The following is a 21,059-nucleotide window of genomic DNA, read 5'->3' on the forward strand; positions in this document are numbered from 1 at the left end:
TGTATGTATCGCGAGCAGGCCCGGTCCCACAGGGACCAGGAGCGGTAAGGGTTACTGCATATTGATGATGACTTCTTCCTGCCACAGCTGTGGCAAGGCCTTGGAGGTTTTTTCCCAGGCGTCTGCGTCTTTGATAGGGGTTACATTTTTGTACTGGTCGTTGGAGAGCAGCTTGGCTTGAACGTCATCCGGCAGCTTCAAGTGCTCAGCACGAATCGGCCGCGCATTGCCGCGCGCCAGGTTGGTTTGCCCGGCATCGCTGAAGATGAATTCGCGGGTCAGTTTGGCGGCGTTCGGGTGCTTGGCGTATTTGTTGATGATGGTGGTGTAACCCGAGATCACCGAACCGTCGGACGGGATCAGCACCACGTAGTCATCCGGGTTGACCATTTTGGCTTTGTAGCTCAGGCCGTTGAAGTCCCAGACAACGCCGACCTCCACTTCACCTTTCTCCATGGTGGAGATGGTCGGGTTGGCCAGTGACAAACGACCTTGCTTGGCAATGTCAGCAAACATCAGCAGGGCAGGCTGGACGTTCTTTTCGTTGCCGCCATTGGCCAGGGCAGCCGCCAGCACACCATTGGTGGCCTGTGCAGCGGTGCTCACGTCACCGATGGAAACCTTGTATTTGCCGGACTTCAGATCAGCCCACTTGGTCGGAACTTCAGAGCCATGCAGCAGCTTCTTGTTGACGATAAACGCGATGGTGCCGGTGTAGGCCAGCGCCCAGTTACCGTCCTTGTCCTTGGCCCAGTCAGGGATCTGGTCCCAGGTGGTTGGCTTGTACGGCTGGGTCACGCCCTTGGCCACGGCAATCGGGCCGAAGGCTGCGCCCACGTCACCGATGTCGGCACTGGCATTGTCTTTTTCAGCGGCAAACTTGGCCACTTCCTGGGCCGAGCTCATGTCGGTATCGATGTGCTTGAGGCCATAGAGCTTGTTCAGGTCAGCCCAGGTGCCTTTCCAGTTGGCCCAGTCATCGGGCATGCCGACACTGTTGACCGCACCTTCAGCCCTGGCGGCGGCTTCCAGGGCTTTTAAATCGACATCGGCGGCCATGGCCGACGTGCACAGGGCAATGCTTGAACCTAACAGTGATGCGAGGAAAAACTGTTTCATCCGAAGCTCCTTGGGCGTTTTCAACGCTGGGTTTTATTGCTTTTTTGCGGTGGGTTGGTCTAGGTCAGCAATACCTGAGCCAATTTAAGCCCGGCAGATGACACTTTAATGTCGGCATTACTTGTGCAAGGGATATCGCGGGCCGGCGTGAGGATTTCAGATAAGCGTAGACCATCGCGCAGGCCCCGCCCGGCAAGGCCTATGGCTGTTTTTGAGCGGCATGGGGCGCGGTCCCTGTCATCGAACAGTCATATGTTCTGCCTAGGCTGGCAGGCTCAAGGAATGACGGTTTCAGCGGTCATGCCTGCCCACATTTGGTGCTGGACTAGTCCAGCCAGGTAACGTTGATGCGAGAAGGTGCACCCAAGGCGGTGACGGCAATCAGTCGCACGCTACAAGAGCAGATTGAGCACGGCCTGTTGGCGTGCGGCAGTCAGTTGCCGGCTGAGCGCAAACTCAGCGAGTTGTTTGCCACGACCCGCGTCACGGTGCGCGAGGCGTTGTTGCAGCTGGAAGCCCAGGGGCTGGTGTATCGCGAGGAGCGCAGGGGCTGGTTTATTTCGCCGCCGCGTCTGGCTTACAACCTGATGCAGCGCAGTCACTTCCATGCCATGGTCACGGCCCAGGGGCGCGTACCCACCACTGAAGTGATTTCGGCGCGCCTGCTGCCAGCCACGGCGGCGGTGTGTGAGCGGTTGCAGTTGCCGGCGCTGTCCAGCGTGATCCAGATCTGCCGTGGCCGGCGCATTGACGGGCGGCTGGTGCTCTACGTCGAGCACTATCTGAACCCGCAATACTTTCCGCGGATTCTGGAACTCGATCTCACGCAATCGATTACCGAGCTGTATGCCCGGCACTACGATTTGCATTACGGTCGGGTGCGTTTCGAGATCGTGCCCACAGCGCTGCCGATCGAAGCCGCGGCCACGCTCAAGCTGTCCACGGGCAGCCCGGGCTTGCGCATTGCCCGGGTCAATTACGACCAGCACGAACGGCTGATCGACTGCGATCTGGAATATTGGCGACATGATGCGATTCATGTCGGGGTGGACGTGCTGGAGCGTTGAACCAACCTGCTTTTGTGGGCAACGCCAAACCTGTGGGAGCGGGCTTGCTCGCGATGCAGACAACTTGGCATATCAGTCATGCCGAGTTGATGCCATCGCAGGCAAGCCCGCTCCCACAGGGTGAGGCTGATTGCGGGTCAATCCTTCTGCAGCATCCCGCTGCCCGCTGTGACCACCTGCACACTCAGGCGCGGGGTGGCCAGGTCCAGCCCGGCTTCATCCAGATGACGCTTGAGTGACAGGTTGAATGCCCGCGAGACTTCCCATTGCTTGATCGGCGCAGTCTTGAAGCGGGCTCGCAGGATTGCGCTGCCGGACTCGAAACTTTCCACCCCCTGAATCTCCAGCGGCGACCAGATATTGCGGCGCTGCAACGGGTCGGTGCGCATTTTTTGCCCGACTTCGCGCATCAGTTTGATCGCGTCGTCGATTTCCATGTTGTAGGGGATCGCGACGCGGAAGATGGCGTAGCCGAACTCGCGGGAGTAGTTCTTGATGCTCTTGATTTCGCTGAACGGGATGGTGTGCACGATGCCGTCGATGTCCCGCAGGCGCACAGTACGAATCGTCAAGCCTTCAACCGTCCCCAGGTGGCCGCCGACATCGACGTAGTCGTCGATGGCCAGGGAGTCTTCAATGATGATGAACAGCCCCGTAATCAGGTCGGCTACCAGGGACTGCGCACCAAAGCCGATGGCCAGACCGATCACACCGGCACCGGCCAGCAGGGGGGTCACGTTCATGCCCATGTTGGCCAGGGCAACGATCAGCGCAATGATGAAAATCGCCGCAAACAGCACGTTGCGAATCAGCGGCATCATGGTTTGCGCGCGAGCGTTGGCCAAACCTTTGCGTGAGCGGGTCAGGGCATGGTGAATGGCGGTGTCTGAGAGGATCCAGATCAGCCATGCAAACAGCAACGTGCCGCCAAGGCCGAACAGCTTGACGCTGATCTCATGGCCATCGCCTTCGGTGAAGCTGATCAGCGACATGCCCCAGACCCGCAGCCCCAGTTCGATGAACACCAGCCACACCACCAGATGCGCCAGGGTGTAGACGAAGCTTTTCAAACGCTCGGAATACAGTGCGTGGCGTTTGTGCCCGCGTTGCGGTTTTTGCGCATGACGGCGTACCAGCCCGTTGATCACCATGCACAACACCACCAGCACGGTGCAAATCAGTGACTGGCGTAACGCGGTACTGGTATCGCCAGCCGAGATAAAGGTCGCCACCAGTGACACGCCCACCAGAATCAGGGCCGCCACGTACCAGTAGGTACCGAGGATCTCGATGCTGTCGCTCAAGGCGCGGCGAGTCAGGCGCCGGGACAATGGTTGGTTGCGGATAAGGTGGGCGATGGGGCGGCGGAACCGGATGATAAACAGCCCGGTGGACAGCGCAGCCATCACATTGGCAAAGGTGGCAGCCGTATGGGCCAGGTGCACGCCGAGGGTGGCGACCAGTCGCGGGTCACCCAGCGCTTCGCCAAAGGCCGCGAAGCTGCCGATCCACCACAGCGGGCGAAACGCCTGGTGCCGCAGGATATGCAGGGCGCGGTGGCGATGGGGGCCATCGAGCAAGGAGAAAAGAATCACGCAAATGGCCGAAAAACAGGTGCCGATCACCAGCGCATAGGCCAGCACCATCGCCAGGTCTTTACCCAGGGAAGACGGCAAGGCGTAGCTCATGTACACCGTAATCATCAGTGCGACCATCCACGGCCCCAGCTTGCGCAAGGCAAAGCGCAGCATGTCGACGGCCTTGGGGTGTTGCGGCAGCTCTTCACTCAGGCCAAAGCGCAGGCGTACGCGGTGGCTGACCCAGATCAGCAGGGCGGCCAGCAGGCTCCAGATCATGATGACCAGGGCAAAACCGAAAATGATTGGCAGCCACTCATTGGCCGGCAGCATCAGGGCAGTGAACTCGTCCTTGGCCTGGGTTATTTCCTTGGACCAGCGAGAGGTCGGGCTGTCAGCTCCGGAGAACTGCTTTTCGAGGTCGGACAGGGTGCTGCCGATCAGGCCCAGGACGCCGATTTCAGCTTCGGGCTGGGCTTTCTTTGTGGCGTCGCGCAGCTTTTTCAGGTCGGTCAGCAACTTGCTGCGCTGCTGATCGCTTTCGAGGTTCTTGATCACCTCGTCCAGGGATTGGCCGAGCGGCTCGGTCGGTTGCGCCTGGGTTTTATCCGAACTGCCGAGCAGACCGGGCAAGCCAGCGGCCTGGGCCGAAGTTATGGGCAACAGCGTCAGCAGGCAAACCAGCAGGCAATAGGGCAGGGCGAAAAGACGAAGAAACACTGGGCGATCAACCTCGAGGGGTGCGAATTGGCCGAGTGTACGCTAGGGCCCGCGATCATTCATTTCTTGTCACACATAAATGACTGGTCGCGGATTCAGGGGCAAAAAACCAGAGCACCTATTCGTTCAGTTTGGCGAGGATCTTGAAAATGATGGTGCCGAAAATCAGTAGCATGCCGCACCAGATCATCAGCACGCCGACGCCGCTACTGCGTTCGCGAAAGTTGAAGCCAATGGTCAGCAGCAACATGCCGCAAACAATGGGGATCATCATGGAGTGGAACGCAGCCGTTTCAAACATGGTTATGGACCTGAGCAAATGAATACTTCGAGTCTAGGTCGGTTTGCGAAGATGTGTGCTGATGTGTATCAAAAATGAATCAGCCATTGCCTGCAGGTGATGATCGACTGTGGGAGCGGACTTGCTCGCGATGGCATCGGCGCGTCTTACCTGACACGCCGCGCCAAAAGCATCGCGAGCAAGCCCGCTCCCACACATGATGCCCCTGTTTTTTACGGCAACTGGTTGCTGGCGTAAAACGCACTCAGGACTTTGACCAGGTGCGCCAGGTCATGGCTGCCGGCCAGTTCGCGGATCGAGTGCATGGCGAATGTCGGCAGGCCGATATCCACGGTACGCACACCCAGGTGGCTGGCGGTGATCGGGCCAATCGTCGAACCACAGCCCATGTCGCTGCGCACCACAAAGCTTTGCACCGGCACTTCTACGGCCATGCACAGGTGGCGGAAAAACCCGGCCGTTTCGCTGTTGGTGGCGTAGCGCTGGTTGCTGTTGACCTTGATCACCGGCCCCGCGTTGAGCTTGGGGCCGTGGTTGGCATCGTGCTTCTCGGCGTAGTTGGGGTGAACGCCGTGGGCGTTGTCTGCTGACACCAGCAGCGATTTCTGGATTGTGCGTACGTACTCGTCACCTTCCGGCAGCAGACGTTGCAGGATCTGCTCCAGCATCGGGCCGTCGGCGCCGCAAGCCGAACAGGAACCCACTTCTTCATGGTCGTTGGCCACAAACAGGCAGGTTTCTTCGGTCTCGGTATTGAGCAGAGCTTGCAGGCCGGCGTAGCACGACAGCAGGTTGTCCAGGCGCGCACCGGCGATGAAGTCACCGTTAAGGCCGATGACGGCGGCACTTTGGGTGTCGTAGAAACTCAGCTCGTAATCGAGCACCACGTCGGCGTTGAGGCCGTGTTCGCGTGCCAGCTGGTCGGCGAGCAGGGCGCGGAAGTCCACGCGCTCGTCACCGGCCACCTGGGCCAGGATCGGCGGCAGCTCGGTTTGCGGGTTGATTGCCCAGCCTTCGTTGGCAGTGCGATTGAGGTGGATCGCCAGGTTGGGGATGGTCGCGATCGGTGCCTTGAAGTCGATCAGCTGGCTTTCGACCTGGCCGTCGCGGCGGAAGGTGACGCGCCCGGCCAGGGACAGGTCGCGGTCGAACCAGGGCGCCAGCAAGGCGCCGCCGTAGACTTCAACGCCCAGCTGCCAAAAGCCCTGACGTTGCAGTTCCGGCTGTGGCTTGACGCGCAGGCACGGGCTGTCTGTGTGAGCGCCGACCATACGGATGCCGCCTTGCAGCGCGGAGTGGCGACCCAGCTTGAAGGCCACAATGGAGGAGTCATTACGGGTGACGTAATAGCGACCATTGGCTTCGGTGAACCAGGTTTCGCGCTCGTCGAGGCGCTGATAACCGGCAGCCTCCAGGCGCTGAACAAGACTGGCAGTGGCATGAAAGGGGGTAGGGGAGGCCTTGAGAAAGTCGATCAGGCCTTGGTTCAACTCTTCGCGCATAAGTTACTCCAGACAGCAAGGCCGCGAGTTTAGCGCATTGATCGCAAGATTTGGCCGCCAAATATCCATCGGTAAATGGCGGTTTCTCGTGGGAGCGGGCTTACTCGCGATGGCATCCGCGCGCAGTTCCTGAAAAACCGCGTTGCATGTATCGCGATCAAGCCCGCTCCCACGGGGGATATGAGGACTTAAAACGGTGCCGGGCACTCGAAGCGCAGGCGTTCACCGGTTTGCGGATGGGTGAAGCTCAGCATGCTCGCGTGCAGGCACAGGCGCGGCCAGGCGGCCAGGGCCTGGGGGTGCGCATAAAGGCCGTCGCCCAGCAGCGGATGACCGATAGACAGCATGTGTACGCGCAACTGGTGCGAGCGCCCGGTAATGGGTGTCAACTCGACACGGCAGTAATCGCCGCAGCGTTCCAGCACCTTCCAGAAGGTCAGGGCGTTTTTGCCGAATTCGTGGTCGACCACATGCCGGGGCTTGGTCGGCGGGTCGTAACGCAGGGGCAAGTCGATGCTGCCACTGTCCAGCTCGGGTTGACCCCAGGCCAGTGCGGTATAGGCCTTTTCGGTTTCGCGATCATGGAACTGGCGCGACAGTTCGCGATGGGTATCGGCATCCCGTGCCAACAGAATGATCCCGGAGGTTTCCCAATCCAGCCGATGGACAATGCGCGCCTCGGGGTAGCCGTTTTCTTGCAGGCGGGTAATCAGGCAGTCCTTGTTGTCTTCGGCCCGGCCAGGCACCGAAAGCAGCAGCGTCGGCTTGTTGACCACCAGAACGCCAGCGTCCTGATGGATGATGTGGATGTTGGACAACGGCATTAAAACAGCCTCTTAACAAACACCAACGGCGACGAGGGAACCTTCCCTGCAGGGAAGGCGCCCAAGTCGCCGCGGTGTCAGCCCGATCGATTAACGATCAGGCAGCGTGATGTTGAGTTCCAGAATCGAGCAGCTACCCTCGTTTTCGAGGGCGATCTGTACAGAATCATCCCCGATATTGACGTATTTGCGGATTACTTCGACCAGCTCTTTTTGCAGGGCAGGCAGGTAGTCCGGGGTGCTGCGTTGGCCGCGTTCGTGCGCCACGATAATTTGTAGACGCTCTTTCGCGACCGACGCGGTGGATGGCGTTTTGCGGGTACGAAAGAAGTCAAAAATGTTCATTGTTTAGTTGCCTCCAAACAGGCGCTCGAAGAATCCCTTCTTCTGTACATCAAGGAACCGATGCTCCACGGTTTTGCCCAGGAGGCGATCAACAGCATCGCTGTAGGCCTGGCCGGCGTCGCTCTGATCATCAAGGATCACGGGCACGCCCTGGTTGGAAGCTTTCAATACGGCCTGGGACTCGGGAATCACGCCCAGCAAGGCTACAGCCAGGATTTCCTTGACGTCTTCAACGCCGAGCATTTCGCCCTTGGAAACGCGGTCCGGGTTGTAGCGGGTCAGCAGCAGGTGCTCCTTGATCGGGTCTTCACCCTTCTCGGCGCGACGCGATTTGCTGGCCAGCAGGCCCAGCATGCGGTCCGAGTCACGTACCGAAGACACTTCCGGGTTGGTCACGACGATCGCTTCATCGGCGAAGTACATGGCCAGGTGGGCACCGGTTTCGATACCTGCTGGAGAGTCGCAAACCACGAATTCAAACGTCTCTTTAAGTTCCATCAGAACTTTTTCGACGCCTTCCTTGGTCAGTGCATCCTTGTCACGGGTCTGGCTGGCGGCCAGCACGTACAGGTTTTCCAGACGCTTGTCTTTGATCAGGGCCTGTTGCAGGTTGGCTTCGCCATTAACCACGTTAACGAAGTCATACACCACACGTCGTTCGCAACCCATGATCAGGTCGAGATTACGCAGGCCAACGTCGAAGTCGACGATCACTGTCTTGTGGCCGCGCAGAGCGAGGCCGGTACCGATAGCGGCGCTGGTGGTGGTCTTACCCACACCACCCTTGCCGGATGTAACCACTAGAATCTTGGCCAAGGTGTTTCACCCCTAAGGAAAAAGGACTTTTTAGCCCCTGAATAACATCTCTATAAACGACGGCAGGCAAACAGCCTTGGCGGGTCATCTTCCGGGTCACGTTTACAGAGCGTAAACGCTGGTTGGTCGTTGGTTGCCTACAAGGTTAAATCTGTTTTCTCTACGAATTTGAGATGCTTGGAAAATGGCGAGAGTATCCGTTAAAGACGGGTGATGTTCAACATGTCACTTGACAGACTGATTTGAACGCCTGTGCCCCACAACGGATCTCGGCGCAAGTCTTCAGATACCTTGTACTTGCCTGCAATCGACACCAGTTCGGCGCTCAGTTGCTGGCAGAAAATCCGTGCCTTGGTGTTGCCCTTGTGCCCGGCGAGTGCCCGGCCACGCATAGGCCCGTACACATGGATGTTGCCATCGGCCATAAGTTCCGCACCGGGGCTGACGGAAGCGATAACCACCAGGTCACAGCCCTCGGCATACACCGTCTGGCCGCCACGTACCGGGCTGGTAATGATTTTGGTCGGTTTGATGGCGGGCTCGGGCGGTTTTTCGGGCTTTTTCGGTGCGACGACTTCGACAGGGTCGATCGGTCGCTCACGAGCGCCTGAAGGCGGCAGCACGGGCAGGTCGATGGCAATGGCGGCGGCGATGTCTTCGATACGATTGGCACGCAGGGCCAGGGTGCGCAGGCCATGCTGGCGGCACACGCGCATCAGCCCGGGCAAATCGATAGCCCCTTCGCTGGCGGGCAGCTTGTCCAGCGCCAGTACCAGCGGGGTGTTGCTGAAAAAATTCGGAGCCTGGGCCACTTTGGCCGCCAGTTGACGGTCAAGGGCTTCAAGGTTGTTGTGTGCCAGTTCCAGCACCGTAATGGCGAGCATACTGCCCTTTAGCTGGAACACAGGGGCTTGGTCTAGCGATTCGGTTTGGCTCATGGTTGCTTAACGCGACTTGTCACTTAAAGTGCTGAGACTTATAACGAGAACGCCCGCAAGCCGCAAGCCGGGTCGAACGATGTAGAATGCCCGATCCTTGTGTCTGTCCGGAATCATTAATGGATCGCCCGCATTTTCGTGCTGCTTTTTTTCATCCGCGCTACTGGCTGCTATGGCTGGGGTTGGGCGTGCTGTGGCTGGTGGTACAACTGCCTTATAAAGTACAGCTGTGTATCGGCCGGGGGTTGGGCGCGCTGATGTACCGGGTGGCCGGTGATCGCCGGCGCATTGCCTCGCGCAACCTTGAGCTGTGCTTCCCTGAAAAGTCCGCCTCCGAGCGCAAGCACTTGCTCAAGGAAAACTTCGCCTCGACCGGTATCGCCTTTTTTGAAATGGCCATGAGCTGGTGGTGGTCCAGGCCCCGCCTGGCCAAATTGGCACATATCGAAGGGCTGGAGCACCTCAAGCAGGCCCAGCTGGAAGGCAAGGGCGTTATTTTGATGGCGTTTCACTTCACCACCCTGGAAATCGGTGCGGCCCTGCTCGGTCAGCAGCACACGATTGACGGGATGTACCGCGAGCACAAAAACCTGCTGTTCGATTTCATCCAGCGTCGGGGCCGTGAGCGGCACAACGTGGACTCGCTGGCGGTTGAGCGCGATGACGTGCGCGGCATGCTCAAGTTGCTGCGCTCCGGGCGGGCGATCTGGTATGCGCCCGACCAGGATTACGGCGCCAAGCAAAGTATCTTCGTACCCTTGTTCGGTATTGAGGCAGCGACCGTCACCGCCACCAGCAAATTTGCCAGACTGGGCAAAGCGCAGGTTGTGCCCTTTACTCAACAACGACTGGCCGACGGCAGTGGTTACAAGTTGGTCATTCATCCTCCCCTGAGGGATTTCCCCGGAGAAAGCGATGAGGCCGATTGTCTGCGAATCAATCAATGGGTCGAGCGGGCGGTGCGCGAATGCCCCGAGCAATACCTGTGGGCCCACCGCCGGTTCAAGACCCGCCCGCCGGGCGAGCCCAAGCTCTACGACAAGCGCCGCTGATACGGGGCGCTGCAAGGGCGGCTGGCAGTGAACCCAGCCGTACCTGTCACAGGCCTGATCCTGTCTGGCGGTGGCGCGCGAGCGGCCTACCAGGTCGGCGTGCTGGCAGCGATTGCCGAGTTGCTGACAGCTGGCGCGCCGAACCCGTTCCCGGTCATCGTAGGTACGTCGGCGGGGGCGATCAACGCGGTAAGCCTGGCCAGCGGGGCGATGGACTTCACCCGTGCGGTCGAGCACCTGACCGCATTCTGGCAGGGTTTTGAAAGCCGTCGCGTATTGCGCAGTGACTGGCCGGGCGTGCTCCGTCAGGCCAGTCGCTTTGTAGGCCACAGCCTGCTCGGGCTGGGCTCCCAGGTGCCGGTGGCCCTGCTCGACAGTTCGCCCTTGCGCGATTTGCTCCACGACAAAATCAATTTTGCGGGTATCGAACAGGCGATTGCCGAGCGACACCTGCGTGCGATTGCGGTCACGGCGTTTGGCTACTCGTCCAGCCAGGCGGTGACCTTTTATCAAGGCAAGGACACGATCCACGGCTGGTTGCGTCATCGGCGCATCGGTTTGCCGACGGCATTGACGGTGGAGCATTTACTGGCCAGTTCGGCCATCCCGCTGTTGTTTGCCCCGGTCAAGATTGGCGAAGAGTTCTTTGGCGATGGCGCCGTGCGTCAATCGGCGCCCATCAGTCCTGCGCTGCATCTGGGGGCCAACCGGGTGCTGGTGGTGGGGGTGAGCGGTAACCCGCGAGGGCCGGACGTGCAGGATGGCCAGCCGCGTTTCTACAACGCAGCTCAACCGACCCTGGCACAAATTGGCGGGCATATGCTCAACAGCACGTTTATTGACAGCCTGGAGGGTGATATCGAACTGTTGGAGCGCTTGAATCACTTCAGCCGTTTGCTGCCCCGGCAAACGGACAACCTGGGCCTGTCGCCCGTGGAGGTACTGGTGATTGCCCCCAGTCAGCCCATCGACGAAATTGCCGCACGCCACCGGCATGAGTTGCCTCTCGCATTACGCACATTTTTGCGTGGCCCCGGAGCTACCAAAACCAGTGGCGCAGGGGTGCTGAGTTACTTGCTGTTCGAGTCGGGTTATTGCCGGGAGCTGATCGAGCTTGGCCGCCGCGATGCGATGGCCAAGCACGATGCGCTGTGCGAGTTTTTGAACCTGTAGTCGCAGCTTTTGGCGGCGACTACAGGTGTTTACTCGGCGATCTGCAGTTTGCGCGCTTCGGTGTAGATGTAGCGCAGCTTGTCGTACTCAAACGGCGAGTCGAACTGGCCATAGCGGAATTTGGTGTTGTAGCGCTTGTCGATAGCGCCCAGTACCCAGATTTCCGGATGGCGTGTGCTTTCGTGCGGCACGTTGAGGAAGTTGATTTCCTGGCTGGCGCCATAGTCAACCACCAGGCCGGTAGTATCGCGCAGGTTGGACGGGCCGAGGATCGGCAGCATCAGGTAAGCACCGCCCGGTACGCCATAAAAGCCCAGTGTTTGCCCGAAATCTTCGCTTTGACGGGGCAGGCCCATCGAGGTGGCCGGGTCCCACAGGCCGCCAACGCCCAGAGTCGTGTTCAACAGCAAGCGCCCGGTGGTCTCCAGCGAGCGGTGGCCCTTGAGCTGCAGCAGGCTGTTGAACAGGTTCGGAACATCGCCCAGGTTGTTGAAGAAATTGCTCACGCCAGTACGCAGAAAGCTCGGCGTGACATAGCGATACCCATCCACCACCGGCAGGAATACCCACTGGTCGAAGCGGTAGTTGAAATGGTAGATGCGGCGGTTGATTGACTCCAGCGGGTCATACACGTTGAGCGCGTTCATGGTGGCGCGTTCAAATTCACGCTGATCCAGGCCCGGATTGAACTTCAGCAGTTTCAATGGCTGGGTAAAGCCGTCGACATCTGGCGTGAGCTCCGTGTGAGCCTTGCTGTTGTCCGCGTGGGCAAAGCCTGCGCTGAGCAGGGTGGCAATAAGCAATAGTTGTTTAGCCACGGAAAAACTCCAGCATATCGTCAGCGTTGACTCGGTAATTGAGGTTGCCGCAGTGGCCGCCGTACGGGTAGACCGTCAGGCGGTTGCCGAAAGTCTTGCGCAGGAATCCCAGGTCGCCAGGGCCGAGGATGATGTCATCGGCGTTATGCATGACGGCAATCTTGGGGCTGTCTTTCAGGTAGTCCTGCAGCGCGTAAAGGCTGACCTGGTCAATCAGTTGCAACAGGCTGCCGCCATCGGTTTTGGCGCGCCACATCGGGATCACTTGCTCCGTGAGGTAGCAGTCAAAATCACACAGCAGTGAGCGCTTGAGAAAGGGCGTCAGGCTGGTGCCTTCGGTGATCGGGTAGTTAGGCGGCGTGATAAGGCCGCGGCGGTTGATCAGGTCCGAGGTGAACACAATATCGGCCGACGAGAAACGGAAGACGGTGCCGATCAGCATTGCCATCTGCTCGTTGGTCAGGCGCTCCTTGGAGTTCTGCAGGTCATAGACCAGGGCCGCGTTCAGGTCCACCCGGCCTTTGTCCTGGAAGTAGCGGGTCAGCTTGCCCAGTACCAGCTCATAGAACGTGGTGGTGTTGTTGATGCCTTTGACCTCTGTCTGCACCATCTTGTCGAGGTTGCTGATGGAGGTATAGAGGTTGACCGGGGGGTTGAGCATCAATACTTTTTTGAAGTTGAAGCTTTTGCGGGTTTCATCCAGGTGGCTGACGAACGCTGCATCCAGCGCGCCAAGGCTGTAACCCGCCAGGTAGTAGTCGGTCACCGGAACGCTTGCTTGCTGGGCGCGTACGGCCTGCATCACGTGATACAGGTCCTCGGCATCGTACTGGCTGATGCCCGGTGTGGCCAGGCGCGAGGCTGCACTCATGAAGTCATAGCTGGTCGGTGATGACAGCTGGACAACGTGATAACCCTCTTTGTAGAAGAGCTTTTTCAGGTACTCGTTGAGGCTGCTGTCATAGGCCGCGCCGGTGCCGGCAATCAGGAACATCAGCGGTGCAGGATGGTCCTGTGTTGCCATGCGGTAGGTCAGCTTTTTCACGGCCCAAAAGTTGGCGGGCAGTGTGAACTCGCGCTCGGGGCGCAGGTTGAGTGTGTGGTCCGATTGGTTGATGTCTTCTTCGTCGGGCAGAAGCGGGCGCATCTCCGGCGGAGTGGTGGCAATCGTGGCTTCGAACGGATTGGTTATCGGGTAGCCATAGGTTGCGGGATCGACATCGACCGCCTGTGCGGACGCACTCAAGATAAGGCCGCCTAATAAGGCAGCGAAGGGCAGAGAACGAAGCATGAAGACTATCCCTAAAAAGGTGCGCAAAAGATTCGCAGGCTATGACCACAGGGCTAGTACTGAAGTGCCATAAGGCGACACTAAATAAATCCCCAGAGAGTATCGGGCAGGAAAAAAGCTACCCAAAGATACACGTTGAATGACTTTAGTTAACAGATATCTGATTGCAAGGCTTGCATAGGCAGGGATGGAGATTAAGCTGGGCGCCGCTTTTGTCTATCGGAGTTTTTATGCGACCTCGTTTGCCGTTGATCTTGCTGCTTATCGCCCTGCCTGTGTGGCTGATTGCCAGTTATGGGCTGCGTTACGGCTTGATGGAAGACCCGCAGTGGGTGGGGACGTGTGTTGCAGAGGCTGCGCGCTGGGAATGCCAGCTGCGTTCGAATCTGGGGTTGTTGATTCATTTCAGGGTGTTGGGATGGGTTGCGCTGGTGCTGTCGATTATCGCCTTCTTTATACGTGGGCGCGTCGGCCGTACGTTGGCAGTGCTGGCCTTGCTGTTCGGCTTGCCTGCGCTGGCGCTGTATAACGCCAGCCTGGCCGTGTTTGCGGTGGTGATTGCAGGGCTGCGATTGGTGCGGGCAGCGAAGTAAGAAGCCGCAATGTGGGGGCTAACCCGGCTCCCGCATATCCGTATTTCGTGTTTTAAGCCCGAGGGAGCGAGCCTGCTCGCGAAGGTATCAGCGCGGTCTTCCTGACAGATCGCATCGCCTGAATCGCGGGCAAGCCCGGCTCCCACTAAGGTGGGGTGTTACGCTTTCTGGCGCAGGCTGCGCCACAGTGCGATCACCATCATTACGCTCACCAGCGCCCAGCCCCAGGCCTGTTCATTGATCAGGCCTTCGCGGTACAGCTGCACCGGTACGCTCGCGCCAATGATCAATGCCAGCAGGCCGAACTCGCGGCGTGGGCCACGTACCGGGCGCAGCATATAAACCAGTGCAGGCAGTACCAGTGCTGCACTCGGGAAGCTGCGATAGCGTGGTTCAAACACCAGCCCCAGCATCATCACGGCACCGGCAAACCCGGCTGCCGCCAGCCACCAGCCTGCATGGCGTTCCAGCACATTGAACAGGCGCTCGCGCCAGCCCTCTTTTTGGCCAAGTGCCAGCGCGGCATGACTCAATACGATCAGGTTCAGGCCAACGAGCAAGCCCGCCCATACCCACTCGCCAGCGAAACGACTGGTGACTGACGCCAGTTCAGCCCATGCCACGACAGAGCATCCCGCCACAGCACCCAGTGCCGGCAGCAGCAGGGCGGCACGGGTCGAGCGAACGCGCCCGCCGATGATCAGCGTGGTCAGAAACAGCGCTGCGCTCAGGCCCAGCCAGGCTGGCCAGTGCGGCAGGTTGGATACGGGGCCTGCCAGGATGCCTTTCTCCTGGCGATCGGCGTCAAACAAACCCCAGTAACCGCCAACAGCGCCTTCACTGCCACGCTTCCAGGGTTGGTCGAACGCTTCGATCAGGTTGTATTTCCAGCCGTTTTGCTCGGCCAGAGTGACAAAGCCACGAATGAACCTGGCTTCGTTGACCCGGCTCGGCAGGGCGGTTTCACGCTGGCGACCTTCGCTGGGCCAGCCGGTCTCGCCGATGAGGATGTCTTTGGGTGCGAATTTGTTGCCGAACACCTGACGGATTTGTGCGACGTGGTTGACTGCCTGGTCAATGCCTGCAGGGTCATCTTCCCAGTAAGGCAGCAAGTGAATGGTCAAAAAGTCTACCGCCGGGGCGATTTCCGGATGTTGCAGCCAGAACTCCCAGACGTCGGCATAGGTCACGGGTTGCTTGATCTGGCTTTTAACCTTGCCGATCAGCTTGACCAATTGCGGAGCGGTCACTTCTTTGCGCAGCAAGGCTTCGTTGCCGACGATCACTGCGCTGACCACGTCCGGGTTGGCATTGGCCGAGGCGATCAGGGCGTTGACTTCCTGTTCAGTGGCGACAGGATCGCTGCTGACCCAGGCACCGATCATCAGTTTCAGGCCGTGCTTGCGTGCGAGGTCCGGCAGGGCTTCAAGGCCGGCCTGGGAGTAGGTGCGAATGCATTGAAAGCGCGTTGCCAGCAATGCCAGGTCCGCATCGATGCGCTCAACCCGTGGTACGAAAGGCTGGTCGAACGGTGACTGGTCCTTGTCGAACGGTGTGTAGGACGCACATTGCAATTTATGGGTCGGTGTGGCCGCATCGGGCAATATCACCGGCTTGCCAAGGCCGTACCAGAAGCCGGCAATGGCAAAAACGCCCAGTAAACAGGCAAAGAGGTAAGGCAGCACGGGGAATCGGGCAGTCGCGGACATGGTCAGGCCGTATGGGAACAAAGCCGCGCATCTTACCTGCAATTGAGTGGCCTAAGCGGCTGCGTATGATTTTGACACGTAAAGTTCGGCGGCCCGTCCGGCAAAAACCTGTGTTGGCGCCATGTCGCTTGTAGTTGCCTGGGCGTCGTGGTCAGAGCAGGGCTGACGGCAGTCGCGGTTGATGATCAGGGTGCAGGCTAAACAAGGTGTGAGAGCACTGAGCGAATCCAGATGCGGTCCGGCACTCGTCGGGCCCGGCACTGTGGGGAATCAAAGATGAAGAAGCGACGAATTTTGAGCGCGGGAGCTGCCTTGGTGCTGGCGATGAGTGCGGGCCTGGCAGGTGCCCAGAGCAAGCCGCCCCTGAATATAGGTTATGTGGACGGCTGGTCCGACAGCGTGGCGACCACCCATGTTGCGGCCGAAGTGATCAAGCAAAAGCTGGGTTATGACGTGAAGTTGATGCCGGTGGCAACGGGCATCATGTGGCAGGGCGTGGCCACGGGCAAACTGGACGCCATGCTGTCCGCCTGGTTGCCGGTGACTCATGGCGAGTACTGGGCGAAGAATAAAGACAAGGTCGTTGATTACGGACCTAACTTCAAAGATGCAAAAATCGGCCTGATCGTTCCTGAGTATGTAAAAGCCAGGTCCATCGAGGATTTGAAGGGCAGTGACGAGTTTAAAAACAAGATTGTCGGTATTGATGCCGGATCGGGCGTCATGCTCAAAACCGATGAGGCAATCAAGGACTACGACCTCAAGGGTTATAAGTTGCAAGCCAGTTCGGGGGCGGCCATGACTTCGGAGCTGGGTCGCGCCTATGCCAAGAATGAACCCATCGCGGTGACGGGTTGGGTCCCGCACTGGATGTTTGCCAAGTGGAAATTGCGCTTTCTGGATGATCCAAAAGGCGTATATGGCGCTGCAGAAACGGTAAACAGTATCGGCAGCAAAGAGCTGGGCAAGAAAGCGCCTGAAGTTGTCGCGTTTCTGGAGAAATTTTCCTGGAACTCAAAAGATGAAATTGGTGAGGTAATGCTGGCTATTCAAGAGGGGGCCAAACCCGAGGCTGCGGCCAAAGAGTGGGTTGCCAGGCACCCGGAGCGTGTTGCCGAGTGGACCGCTAAATAATCGCGAAGCGTCTAGCTCGCAGTACACAAGACCGCTTGGTGTTTACATCAAGCGGTTTTTGCTTTTTTACAGTTGCCCGCTTATGTGCATCGTCCTTGCAGACTAGAGAAAACGCGGGCTGCAGCAGATTTTGGGCTCTACTACTAAAGTCGTCTGGAATTGAATTTGCGGCGCCCTAATAGTGAAAACGTTCCATCTCATCTGTGCTGCGAGGACAAAAATAATGAACGACAGCATTTACCTCTCGATTCAAAACAGCCCGCGCTTCAAGGAGCTGGTCAAAAAAAGAGAGCGGTTCGCCTGGATTCTCTCGGCAATCATGCTCGGGCTATATGCCGCCTTTATCCTGTTAATTGCTTATGGGTCACACATCATGGGGACCAAGTTGAGTCCCGATTCGTCTATTACCTGGGGTATCCCGATTGGTGTGGGGCTGATTGTTTCGGCCTTTATTCTGACCGGCATCTATGTGCGCCGGGCCAATGGCGAGTTTGATGAGCTGAACAATGCAATTCTCAAGGAGGCAGGGCAATGATCGGGCGCCTATTGGCAACACTGGGCGTTGCCGCCCTTGCACCAGCGGTCTGGGCAGGAGAGGCCCTGACCGGCGAAGTGCAGAAACAACCGCTTAATATCTCGGCGATCATCATGTTCGTCGTATTTGTTGGCGCGACTCTGTGCATTACTTACTGGGCGTCCAAGCGTAACAAGTCGGCTGCCGACTATTATGCTGCTGGCGGCAAGATCACGGGTTTCCAGAACGGTCTGGCAATTGCGGGCGACTATATGTCTGCGGCGTCCTTTCTGGGTATTTCCGCGCTGGTTTACACCTCTGGCTACGACGGCCTGATCTACTCCATCGGCTTCCTGGTGGGCTGGCCAATCATCCTGTTCCTGATCGCAGAGCGTCTGCGTAACCTGGGCAAATACACCTTTGCTGACGTTGCCTCGTACCGTTTGGGTCAAACCCAGATCCGCTCGCTGTCGGCGTGCGGTTCGCTGGTGGTGGTGGCGTTCTACCTGATCGCGCAGATGGTAGGTGCAGGCAAGCTGATTCAGTTGCTGTTCGGTCTGGACTACCATGTTGCGGTGGTTCTGGTAGGTATTCTGATGTGCATGTACGTGTTGTTCGGCGGCATGCTGGCAACCACCTGGGTACAGATCATCAAAGCGGTGATGCTGTTGTCGGGTGCGACGTTCATGGCTGTGATGGTGATGAAACACGTCAACTTTGATTTCAATGCGTTGTTTGCCGAGGCAGTGAAAATTCACCCTAAAGGTGAAGCGATCATGAGCCCGGGCGGCCTGGTGAAAGATCCGATTTCGGCCTTTTCCCTCGGTCTGGCACTGATGTTCGGTACTGCCGGCCTGCCACATATCCTGATGCGCTTCTTCACCGTGAGCGATGCCAAGGAAGCACGCAAGAGCGTGTTCTACGCAACGGGCTTCATCGGTTACTTCTACATCCTGACCTTTATCATCGGTTTTGGCGCGATCATCCTGGTAAGCACCAACCCTGCATTCAAAGACGCTGCTGGCGCCTTGCTGGGTGGCAACAACATGGCGGCCGTGCATCTGGCCGATGCGGTTGGCGGCAGCATGTTCCTGGGCTTTATCTCGGCCGTAGCCTTCGCCACTATTCTTGCGGTAGTAGCGGGGCTGACCCTGGCCGGTGCCTCGGCGGTGTCTCACGACCTGTATGCAAGTGTGATCAAGAAGGGCAAGGCCAACGACAAGGATGAGATCCGCGTTTCGAAGATCACGACTATTGCCTTGGCGGTACTGGCGATTGGCTTGGGCATCCTGTTCGAAAGCCAGAACATCGCATTTATGGTGGGCCTGGCGTTCTCCATTGCTGCGAGCTGCAACTTCCCTGTACTGCTGCTTTCCATGTACTGGAAAAACCTGACCACTCGCGGCGCCATGATTGGCGGCTGGATGGGGCTGATCAGTGCGGTGGGCTTGATGATTCTGGGGCCGACCATTTGGGTGCAGATCCTGCATCATGAAAAAGCCATTTTCCCTTACGAGTACCCGGCACTGTTTTCCATGATCATTGCATTCGCGGGTATCTGGTTCTTCTCCATCACGGACAAGTCCAAGGCGGCAGAGAAAGAACGCGCCTTGTTCTTCCCTCAGTTTGTGCGTTCACAGACTGGTTTGGGGGCGAGCGGGGCGGTGGATCATTAATCAGCGGTAGGCGTTATGTGTAAAGCAATCCCCCTGTCGTGAGGCAGGGGGATTTTTTTGTGTTGAGGTTTGTATGGGAGCGGGCTTGCTCGCGATGGCATCACTGCGGCCTGTCAGGCGAGCCACTGCGATACCATCGCGAGCAAGCCCGCTCCCACAGCTGTCAGTTCTGCACAGGGTTAAAACGGCGCAAAACAAAAACGGCCTCTATATATAGAGGCCGTTTTGTTTGCAGCTAAGACTATATCGTGGGATATGCCTTACTTGCGGTCTTCCAGCTTGGTCAGGTCACGCTGCTCGTAACCGGTGTACAACTGGCGCGGACGGCCAATCTTGTACGGGCTGGAGAGCATTTCTTTCCAGTGCGAGATCCAGCCAACTGTGCGCGACAGGGCGAAAATCACGGTGAACATGCTGGTTGGAATGCCGATCGCCTTGAGGATGATCCCCGAGTAGAAGTCGACGTTCGGGTACAGGGAGCGTTCGATGAAGTACGGGTCGGTCAGGGCGATCTCTTCCAGGCGCATGGCCAGTTCGAGTTGTGGATCGTTCTGAATGCCCAGCTCTTTAAGCACTTCGTCGCAGGTCTTTTTCATCACGGTGGCGCGAGGGTCGCGGTTTTTGTAAACCCGGTGACCAAAGCCCATCAGTTTGAACGGATCGTTTTTGTCCTTGGCCTTGGCGATGAACTTGTCGATGTTTGAAACATCGCCAATTTCGTCGAGCATGGTCAGAACGGCTTCGTTTGCACCGCCGTGGGCGGGGCCCCACAGTGCAGCGATACCGGCAGCAATACAGGCGAACGGGTTAGCGCCCGAAGAGCCTGCCAGGCGTACGGTGGACGTCGAGGCATTCTGTTCGTGGTCAGCGTGCAGGATAAAGATCTTATCCATTGCCTTGGCCAGTACCGGGCTGATCGGTTTGATCTCGCACGGTGTGTTGAACATCATGTGCAGGAAGTTTTCGGCGTAGGTCAGGTCGTTACGCGGGTACATCATGGGTTGACCCATGGAGTACTTGTAAACCATCGCTGCCAGGGTTGGCATCTTGGCAACCAGACGGATCGCGGAAATTTCGCGATGCTGCGGGTTATTGATGTCCAGGGAGTCGTGGTAGAAGGCCGAAAGGGCGCCGACTACACCGCACATGACCGCCATCGGGTGGGCGTCACGACGGAAGCCGTTGAAGAAAGTCTTCAACTGCTCGTGAACCATGGTGTGGTTCTTCACGGTGCTGACGAATTGAGCCTTCTGCTCTGCGGTCGGCAGTTCGCCGTTCAGCAGCAGATAAGCGGTCTCAAGGTAGTCAGAGTGTTCAGCCAGCTGTTCGATCGGGTAGCCGCGGTGCAGCAGGATACCGTTGTCACCATCAATATAGGTGATCTTCGACTCGCAAGATGCAGTCGACATGAAGCCAGGGTCAAATGTGAATCGGCCCGTTGCCGTTAGGCCGCGCACATCGATTACATCGGGACCCACGGTGCCAGTTAAAATGGGCAGCTCGACGGGGGCTGCGCCCTCGATGATCAACTGCGCTTTTTTGTCAGCCATGTGGCCTCCTATTTATGCTTGAAATCATCAGACAGACCCCCCACGCAGGGCCCGCACCACTATAGTGAGATAAATTTGAATGTCAATTTGCCTAAAGTCTTGCTGTACAAGGCTTTGAGCTGGGTTTTTTAGCGATTATCCCTGCCGTTTACGCCTTTTATAGCCTGAGCGCAATGCGCTATTAGGGGGAGGTGTTTGCGTTGTCATTAGTGACCTAACTGTCTATACTCGGCAGCCGACCGCCAGGGGCTTTTGGGCCTGTTTAGATGGGGGTCGTCACTCCCGGGTGGTGGGTACCTGACCAGTGCGCATCCCAACAAACTTGCCCTGATTGTTAGGG

19 protein-coding genes are annotated in these 21,059 nt (G+C 58.2%); 7 read left to right on the top strand and 12 right to left on the bottom strand.

The window, feature by feature from the left end:
• Positions 1 to 51 precede the first annotated feature (51 nt).
• On the bottom strand, positions 52 to 1,119 hold the full coding sequence (locus ACZRMS_RS03340) for an ABC transporter substrate-binding protein (RefSeq protein ID WP_463994122.1): 1,068 nt from the start codon (positions 1,117 to 1,119) through the stop codon (positions 52 to 54).
• A 347-nt stretch (positions 1,120 to 1,466) separates the two neighbouring features.
• Between ACZRMS_RS03340 and ACZRMS_RS03345 the strand changes: the two genes are divergently transcribed.
• The gene (locus ACZRMS_RS03345; RefSeq protein ID WP_463994123.1) at positions 1,467 to 2,186 is read left to right on the top strand and encodes a UTRA domain-containing protein; all 720 of its coding nucleotides are present in this window, start codon (positions 1,467 to 1,469) and stop codon (positions 2,184 to 2,186) included.
• 137 nt (positions 2,187 to 2,323) lie between these two features.
• Here the strand turns inward: ACZRMS_RS03345 and ACZRMS_RS03350 are convergent, their stop codons facing one another.
• From ACZRMS_RS03350 to minC, 7 genes are all read right to left on the bottom strand, one after another.
• Positions 2,324 to 4,483, bottom strand: coding sequence for a mechanosensitive ion channel domain-containing protein (locus ACZRMS_RS03350; RefSeq protein ID WP_463994124.1), 2,160 nt, complete (start codon positions 4,481 to 4,483; stop codon positions 2,324 to 2,326).
• Positions 4,484 to 4,601: 118 nt separating this feature from the next.
• Positions 4,602 to 4,784: a hypothetical protein gene (locus tag ACZRMS_RS03355; RefSeq protein ID WP_048358617.1), complete on the bottom strand. Its 183-nt coding sequence runs from the start codon at positions 4,782 to 4,784 to the stop codon at positions 4,602 to 4,604.
• 212 nt (positions 4,785 to 4,996) lie between these two features.
• Positions 4,997 to 6,286 carry a M18 family aminopeptidase gene (locus ACZRMS_RS03360; protein WP_048358616.1) on the bottom strand — a complete coding sequence of 430 codons (1,290 nt, stop codon included), beginning with the start codon at positions 6,284 to 6,286 and terminating at the stop codon, positions 4,997 to 4,999.
• Between the two features lie 188 nt (positions 6,287 to 6,474).
• Positions 6,475 to 7,110: an RluA family pseudouridine synthase gene (locus ACZRMS_RS03365; protein ID WP_003446879.1), complete on the bottom strand. Its 636-nt coding sequence runs from the start codon at positions 7,108 to 7,110 to the stop codon at positions 6,475 to 6,477.
• Between the two features lie 90 nt (positions 7,111 to 7,200).
• The gene (gene minE, locus ACZRMS_RS03370) at positions 7,201 to 7,455 is read right to left on the bottom strand and encodes a cell division topological specificity factor MinE (RefSeq protein ID WP_463994125.1); all 255 of its coding nucleotides are present in this window, start codon (positions 7,453 to 7,455) and stop codon (positions 7,201 to 7,203) included.
• A 3-nt stretch (positions 7,456 to 7,458) separates the two neighbouring features.
• Positions 7,459 to 8,271, bottom strand: a complete 813-nt coding sequence (minD, locus tag ACZRMS_RS03375) for a septum site-determining protein MinD (protein WP_048358615.1) — start codon at positions 8,269 to 8,271, stop codon at positions 7,459 to 7,461.
• A gap of 200 nt (positions 8,272 to 8,471) precedes the next feature.
• A complete protein-coding gene (minC, locus tag ACZRMS_RS03380; protein WP_463994126.1) occupies positions 8,472 to 9,209 on the bottom strand; it encodes a septum site-determining protein MinC in 738 nt (245 codons plus the stop codon).
• A 119-nt stretch (positions 9,210 to 9,328) separates the two neighbouring features.
• On the opposite strand from minC, the gene ACZRMS_RS03385 reads away from it, so the two are divergent.
• Positions 9,329 to 10,261, top strand: coding sequence for a lipid A biosynthesis lauroyl acyltransferase (locus ACZRMS_RS03385; protein WP_463994127.1), 933 nt, complete (start codon positions 9,329 to 9,331; stop codon positions 10,259 to 10,261).
• Positions 10,262 to 10,288: 27 nt separating this feature from the next.
• Positions 10,289 to 11,434 carry a patatin-like phospholipase family protein gene (locus ACZRMS_RS03390; protein ID WP_463994128.1) on the top strand — a complete coding sequence of 382 codons (1,146 nt, stop codon included), beginning with the start codon at positions 10,289 to 10,291 and terminating at the stop codon, positions 11,432 to 11,434.
• A gap of 29 nt (positions 11,435 to 11,463) precedes the next feature.
• Here ACZRMS_RS03390 and ACZRMS_RS03395 read toward each other — a convergent pair whose 3' ends face one another.
• Positions 11,464 to 12,252 carry an MlaA family lipoprotein gene (locus ACZRMS_RS03395; protein ID WP_463994129.1) on the bottom strand — a complete coding sequence of 263 codons (789 nt, stop codon included), beginning with the start codon at positions 12,250 to 12,252 and terminating at the stop codon, positions 11,464 to 11,466.
• Positions 12,245 to 13,543 (bottom strand): serine/threonine protein kinase, encoded by a 1,299-nt coding sequence (locus ACZRMS_RS03400; protein WP_463994130.1) that lies wholly within the window; start codon positions 13,541 to 13,543, stop codon positions 12,245 to 12,247. The genes ACZRMS_RS03395 and ACZRMS_RS03400 overlap by 8 nt, the downstream gene beginning before the upstream one ends.
• 230 nt (positions 13,544 to 13,773) lie before the next feature.
• Here ACZRMS_RS03400 and ACZRMS_RS03405 point away from each other — a divergent pair, with 230 nt between their 5' ends.
• Entirely contained in the window at positions 13,774 to 14,136 is a 363-nt protein-coding gene (locus ACZRMS_RS03405; protein ID WP_463994131.1) for a hypothetical protein, read from the top strand.
• Between the two features lie 158 nt (positions 14,137 to 14,294).
• On the opposite strand, the gene ACZRMS_RS03410 is transcribed toward ACZRMS_RS03405, so the two are convergent.
• Positions 14,295 to 15,845 carry a glycoside hydrolase family 17 protein gene (locus tag ACZRMS_RS03410; RefSeq protein WP_463994132.1) on the bottom strand — a complete coding sequence of 517 codons (1,551 nt, stop codon included), beginning with the start codon at positions 15,843 to 15,845 and terminating at the stop codon, positions 14,295 to 14,297.
• Between the two features lie 276 nt (positions 15,846 to 16,121).
• Here ACZRMS_RS03410 and ACZRMS_RS03415 point away from each other — a divergent pair, with 276 nt between their 5' ends.
• From ACZRMS_RS03415 to ACZRMS_RS03425, 3 genes are all read left to right on the top strand, one after another.
• A complete protein-coding gene (locus ACZRMS_RS03415; protein WP_463994133.1) occupies positions 16,122 to 16,979 on the top strand; it encodes a glycine betaine ABC transporter substrate-binding protein in 858 nt (285 codons plus the stop codon).
• 223 nt (positions 16,980 to 17,202) lie between these two features.
• Complete coding sequence (locus tag ACZRMS_RS03420) at positions 17,203 to 17,514, top strand: DUF485 domain-containing protein (RefSeq protein WP_463994134.1); 312 nt, start codon at positions 17,203 to 17,205, stop codon at positions 17,512 to 17,514.
• The gene (locus ACZRMS_RS03425) at positions 17,511 to 19,169 is read left to right on the top strand and encodes a cation acetate symporter (protein ID WP_463994135.1); all 1,659 of its coding nucleotides are present in this window, start codon (positions 17,511 to 17,513) and stop codon (positions 19,167 to 19,169) included. Before ACZRMS_RS03420 ends, ACZRMS_RS03425 begins: the two co-directional genes overlap by 4 nt.
• Positions 19,170 to 19,429: 260 nt before the next feature.
• Here the strand turns inward: ACZRMS_RS03425 and gltA are convergent, their stop codons facing one another.
• A complete protein-coding gene (gene gltA, locus ACZRMS_RS03430) occupies positions 19,430 to 20,719 on the bottom strand; it encodes a citrate synthase (RefSeq protein ID WP_463994136.1) in 1,290 nt (429 codons plus the stop codon).
• Positions 20,720 to 21,059 lie beyond the last annotated feature (340 nt).

It is taken from the genome of Pseudomonas sp. B424, assembly GCF_055408345.1.

Coding starts and splice junctions, on each gene's coding strand:
- ACZRMS_RS03420 (WP_463994134.1), top strand. CDS start 17,203: ATGAACGACAGCATTTACCTCTCGATTCAAAACAGCCCGCGCTTCAAG.
- ACZRMS_RS03400 (WP_463994130.1), bottom strand. CDS start 13,543: ATGCTTCGTTCTCTGCCCTTCGCTGCCTTATTAGGCGGCCTTATCTTG.
- gltA (WP_463994136.1), bottom strand. CDS start 20,719: ATGGCTGACAAAAAAGCGCAGTTGATCATCGAGGGCGCAGCCCCCGTC.
- ACZRMS_RS03385 (WP_463994127.1), top strand. CDS start 9,329: ATGGATCGCCCGCATTTTCGTGCTGCTTTTTTTCATCCGCGCTACTGG.
- minE (WP_463994125.1), bottom strand. CDS start 7,455: ATGAACATTTTTGACTTCTTTCGTACCCGCAAAACGCCATCCACCGCG.
- ACZRMS_RS03410 (WP_463994132.1), bottom strand. CDS start 15,845: ATGTCCGCGACTGCCCGATTCCCCGTGCTGCCTTACCTCTTTGCCTGT.
- ACZRMS_RS03415 (WP_463994133.1), top strand. CDS start 16,122: ATGAAGAAGCGACGAATTTTGAGCGCGGGAGCTGCCTTGGTGCTGGCG.
- ACZRMS_RS03345 (WP_463994123.1), top strand. CDS start 1,467: ATGCGAGAAGGTGCACCCAAGGCGGTGACGGCAATCAGTCGCACGCTA.
- ACZRMS_RS03360 (WP_048358616.1), bottom strand. CDS start 6,286: ATGCGCGAAGAGTTGAACCAAGGCCTGATCGACTTTCTCAAGGCCTCC.
- ACZRMS_RS03425 (WP_463994135.1), top strand. CDS start 17,511: ATGATCGGGCGCCTATTGGCAACACTGGGCGTTGCCGCCCTTGCACCA.
- ACZRMS_RS03405 (WP_463994131.1), top strand. CDS start 13,774: ATGCGACCTCGTTTGCCGTTGATCTTGCTGCTTATCGCCCTGCCTGTG.
- ACZRMS_RS03340 (WP_463994122.1), bottom strand. CDS start 1,119: ATGAAACAGTTTTTCCTCGCATCACTGTTAGGTTCAAGCATTGCCCTG.
- minC (WP_463994126.1), bottom strand. CDS start 9,209: ATGAGCCAAACCGAATCGCTAGACCAAGCCCCTGTGTTCCAGCTAAAG.
- ACZRMS_RS03355 (WP_048358617.1), bottom strand. CDS start 4,784: ATGTTTGAAACGGCTGCGTTCCACTCCATGATGATCCCCATTGTTTGC.
- ACZRMS_RS03365 (WP_003446879.1), bottom strand. CDS start 7,110: ATGCCGTTGTCCAACATCCACATCATCCATCAGGACGCTGGCGTTCTG.